Here is a 4,165-nt window from a genome sequence, read left to right as displayed (position 1 = left end):
CGGGCCGGTCAGCGGCACCCGCCAGTTGGGGTACTCGTCGATGGTGCCGGGCTGGTTCTGGGTACGACGATCCCCCACCGCGTCCACCAGGGCCGCGTTGAGCACCTTGGACGGTGTCCAGGTGAGCATGCGGTGCATGGCGAGCACGATCTGCTCCACGTCGCGGCTCTCGTAGCCCTCCTGGGACAGCGCACCGTGGGCCACCAATGCCTCGATCATCGACTGCTGCTCGGCACGACCGTGCTCCAGCTCGTCCTCCAGGCTCTCGGTGAGCATGCCGAGCCTGTCGCGCAGGCGGATGTGGTCCCCGGCCAGGTATCCAGTGGTGGGAGGCAGGTCGTGGGTGGTGACCGAACTCATCGCGTACTCCCGCCAGCGCTCGGGCGGGGTGGGTCCCTGCTCGTCCTGCTCGAACCACATCACTGAGGTGCCCAGGATGCCGCGGCGGCTCAGGTACTCGCGCACCCACGGCTGGACGGTTCCCAGGTCCTCGCCCACCACCAGCGCCTGCGCCCGGTGGGCCTCCAGCGCCAGGATGCCGATCATGGCGTCGTGGTCGTAGCGGACGTAGGTGCCCTCCTTGGCGGTCTTGCCGGCCGGCACCCACCACAGCCGGAAGAGCCCGATGATGTGGTCCACGCGCAGCCCGCCGGCATGGCGCAGCACCCCCTGCACCATCTGGCGGAAGGGCGCATAGCCCAGGTCGGCGAGCCGGTCGGGGCGCCACGGCGGCTGCCCCCAGTCCTGGCCCAGCTGGCTGTAGGCATCCGGCGGTGCACCGACGGTGCAGCCCTGGGCGAAGACGTCGGACAGCATCCACGTCTCGGCGCCCGAGGCGTTCACACCGACGGCCAGGTCGCTCACGATGCCCACCGGCATGCCGGCGTCGCGCGCGACCTGCTGGGTGGCCGACATCTGGGTCTCGGCGATCCACTGCAGCCACTTGTAGAAGCGGATCCGCTCGACGTTCACGCGGTGGAACTCGGCAACCTGCGGCGAGGTGGGTCGCTGCAGCTCGACCGGCCACTGGCGCCAGTCGTGGCCGTGCTCCTCGAACAGCGCGCACCAGGTGGCGAAGTCGCGCAGCTGGCGCCCCTCGCGGCGGATGAAGTCGTTGAAGGCCATCTCGCGGGCGGGGCGGCGGCCGGCGGCGAAGATGATCTCCAGCGCCTTGACCTTGGCCTGCCAGGACTCGTTGCGACGCACCTCGTCGACGCCGTCGAGCTCCTCGAGGAGCTCTTGGCGCAGCTCCTCGACGGCCTCCCGGTCGGCCTGCGAGAGGGTCGCGTACTCGTCGATCGCCTCGGGCCGGATGTAGAGCGGGTTGACGTACATGCGGCTGGTCGGCAGGTAGGGCGAGGGCTCGAGCGGCGGCTGCGGCTGGGCGGCGTGCAGCGGGTTGACCAGCACGTAGCCGGCGAACTGCTGGGTGGCCGACCACACCGACAGGTCGGCCAGGTCGGTGAGGTCGCCAACACCCCAGGAGCCCTGCGAGCGCAAGCTGTAGAGCTGGGTGGCATAGCCCCAGACGCGGCGGTCGTTCATGCTGCGCGGCAGGCCGAGGAAGCTGGGGGTGATCACCAGGGTGGACTCGACGTCGACCTCCTGGCTGCGCAGCACCATGCGGTGGTAGCCCAGCGGCAGGTCGGCGGGCAGCTGGAAGGTGGCCTCACCGGTCCAGACGCCGTCCACCTCGCGGTCGGGATTGTCATTGGTGGCCTGGGTGGCGTCGCGGGTCTCGCCGTTCTCCAGCCGGATGTAGAGGTGGGCGTCGGCGCCGGAGGCAACGTGCACGTTCACCCAGACCGGCTGGCCCTGCTCCTGCACGACGCACGGCGGCAGGGCACGTCGCCACGGACGAAGGCGCAGTTCTTCGACGGCGGCGGCCGCCTTCTCGGGGGTGGAGGCATCGATCTCCAGGCTGGCGAGGACGGTGACGACGGTCTCGTCACTGACCTGGGTCTGGCGACCTTTCCAGTCCCAGAATTCAGTTGCGATTCCGAAGTGCTCGGCCAGTTCGGCGAGCAGCGGGTCGTTCAGGGCCATCAGTGCGTCCAGTCCGTCGGCAGTGCAAGGGTCCGCACAAGACTACCGGCCCTAGGCTGAGGTTCTGCCCAGCCCGACCCGCAGGAGGAAGCCGATGAGACTCGCCGTCGCCGAGATACACAGCACACGCGACCACTTCGAGCTCAACCCCTGGCAGGACGGGGAGCGCCGCCTCACCTTCCACCTGACGCTGGACGGCAACCCGGAGCTGGCCGCGGCCGCGCGCCGGGTGCACGAGGCCTTGGGCGCATTGCCCCCGGCGCGGCTGGTGCCGGTGGAGTGGCTGCACCTGACGATGAGCGGTTTTGGCCGCGTCGGTGAGGTCTCCTCCGAGGCGCTGGCGCAGATCGAGGAGGGCGTCTTCTCCCGGTGGGAGGAGTTCTCGCACGAGCGCATCAGCTATGACCAGCTCCTCGTCGCGCACGAGTCGGTGATGCTGACCGCCCGGATCGACGACTGGCTGCCCGAGCTGGCCCGGATGCAGCGCGAGGTGGTCGACGAGGTGCTGGGCCCGCGGCAGTGGCGCCGGCTGTGGCCGCACAGCTCGCTGGCCTACATGGCCGGGGCGGTGCCGGCCGAGCAGCTGCGGGAGTGCTTGGCCGGGGTGGCCGCGGCGCTTCCCGATGCCGTCGAGGCCCGTCCCACGCTGACGCTGATGGAGTTGGCCCGCGACACCGGCAACTATGAGTGGCGGGTGCTGCGCAGCGCGTAGCCGGCCCCGACGATCCCACCAAGGCTGCCCAGACACAGGTCGCCCAGGGTGTCGGTGTAGGCGTCCGCAAGCTCCGTACCGAAGCGAATGAAGGTGAACCACTCCCCCAGTTCCCAGACGATGGCGATCATCGACCCCAGCCCGGCGATGGCCAGTGCCCGCACCAGGCGCGGAGCCCGCCCGTCAGCGTCCAGCAGGAGGCCCAGGCCCGACATCAGCAACGCCCAGTTCAAGAAGTGGCACCAGTCGTCCCACCACACGAGCCGGTCGTAGAGGTCGAGGGTGTTGCCCGTGACGTCCACCAGGAAGGGTGCCATCACCAGGGCGCCGGCAGTCCACCCGCGGGTGTCCAGCCGGTGGGTGAGCCGCAGCGCCACGGGAAGGGCCAGCATGAGCACGGGATAGGCCACCAGCCTCGCGGTGAATGCCTTTCCGCTGAACTGCGGCAGTTCGGGGACCAGCACGGCGACCAGCAACTGGACGACGGTGGCGACGAGCAGGACGCCGCAGGCCCAGGACATACGGGACTGGCGTGGAGTGGTCATCGCCCGAAGACGATCGGGGTGCCGCTGACGTCTCCGATGTCGACCACCTGGGTGCCGCCGGCGAGGTCGGCGAGGCTGCGCCGGCCCGGATCGGCCAGCGGCCACAGCACGCAGGCCAGGAAGCCGATGCCGGTGATGCCGAGGACGCGCTGCACGATGCTGCGCCGCAGTGCACGGTGCCAGGGCAGGGCGGTCTTCGAGGTCCAGCCGGGCTCGCGCCAGCGTCCCTGTTCGGCCACCCGCAGGCCGGCGCTGCGATGCCCGAAGGTGGCGCCCATGGTCGAAAGGCAGGCCACGTCGTAGGCCACGCGCAGCAGGATCCCGGGGATCGCCGCCTGGATCCACACCGGCAGCAGGCCATAGCTGAGCCACATCTCCAGCGGCGGGAAACGCCCCCCGCCGGTGAGGATGGACACGCGCATGATGCCGACGATCTCGTTGACCAGGGGCTGGTGCCAGTGGTCGAAGAGCATCAGGGAGGCGAGCCACAGCGGGAAGGCGTCGAGCAGGTAGGCCCGTACCCGGGCCCACCAGCTGGCCAGCTGCACGTGCTCGTCGGCGATGGGCGGAGTGGACGCCACGGCGTTCACCTCATGCGTCCACGTCGCGCCGTCCCACCAGCGCAGCTCTGCCGCGCCGGTGGGATCGGTGTACCACCCGGGGACGGGGTTCACCGGGCGCGGACCACCTGGGTGCGGGAGGCCATGTCGTGCAGGGTCTGGCGCAGGCGGGTGCCCAGCGGCATCAGGAAGCTGACCACCTGCACCGGGAAGAAGGTGGCGGAGAAGACGAGGACCAGGGTCCGCACCAGGGCTGCCCCCCAGCCGAGCTGGCGCGGCGCATGCCCCTCGCCGACGGGCAC

At 70.4% G+C, this 4,165-nt stretch carries 5 protein-coding genes; 1 reads left to right on the top strand and 4 read right to left on the bottom strand.

Translation table 11 applies throughout. From position 1 onward, the window contains the following. Positions 1-2,046: 4-alpha-glucanotransferase (malQ, locus tag ACHFFZ_RS13025; protein ID WP_394277034.1), on the bottom strand; the 2,046-nt coding region annotated here is incomplete at its 3' end. A gap of 94 nt (positions 2,047-2,140) precedes the next feature. Here malQ and ACHFFZ_RS13020 point away from each other — a divergent pair. Next, positions 2,141-2,758 carry a hypothetical protein gene (locus ACHFFZ_RS13020; RefSeq protein WP_394277033.1) on the top strand — a complete coding sequence of 206 codons (618 nt, stop codon included), beginning with the start codon at positions 2,141-2,143 and terminating at the stop codon, positions 2,756-2,758. Here ACHFFZ_RS13020 and ACHFFZ_RS13015 read toward each other — a convergent pair. From ACHFFZ_RS13015 to ACHFFZ_RS13005, 3 genes are all read right to left on the bottom strand, one after another. Then, the gene (locus tag ACHFFZ_RS13015) at positions 2,728-3,303 is read right to left on the bottom strand and encodes a hypothetical protein (RefSeq protein ID WP_394277032.1); all 576 of its coding nucleotides are present in this window, start codon (positions 3,301-3,303) and stop codon (positions 2,728-2,730) included. The two genes, ACHFFZ_RS13020 and ACHFFZ_RS13015, sit on opposite strands and share 31 nt — an antisense overlap. Next, positions 3,300-3,977, bottom strand: a complete 678-nt coding sequence (locus ACHFFZ_RS13010; protein WP_394277031.1) for a DUF2510 domain-containing protein — start codon at positions 3,975-3,977, stop codon at positions 3,300-3,302. The genes ACHFFZ_RS13015 and ACHFFZ_RS13010 overlap by 4 nt, the downstream gene beginning before the upstream one ends. Continuing rightward, positions 3,974-4,165, bottom strand: a 192-nt coding sequence (locus ACHFFZ_RS13005; protein WP_394277030.1) for an RDD family protein, incomplete at its 5' end; no start/stop codon positions are given. The genes ACHFFZ_RS13005 and ACHFFZ_RS13010, both read right to left, overlap by 4 nt.

Origin of the sequence: Luteococcus sp., from assembly GCF_043424415.1 — a bacterium.
In the GTDB taxonomy this organism is placed as follows: Bacteria; Actinomycetota; Actinomycetes; order Propionibacteriales; family Propionibacteriaceae; genus Luteococcus.
The sequence above is the reverse complement of the archived record's forward strand: the minus strand, read 5'-3'. Positions and strand labels throughout refer to the sequence as shown.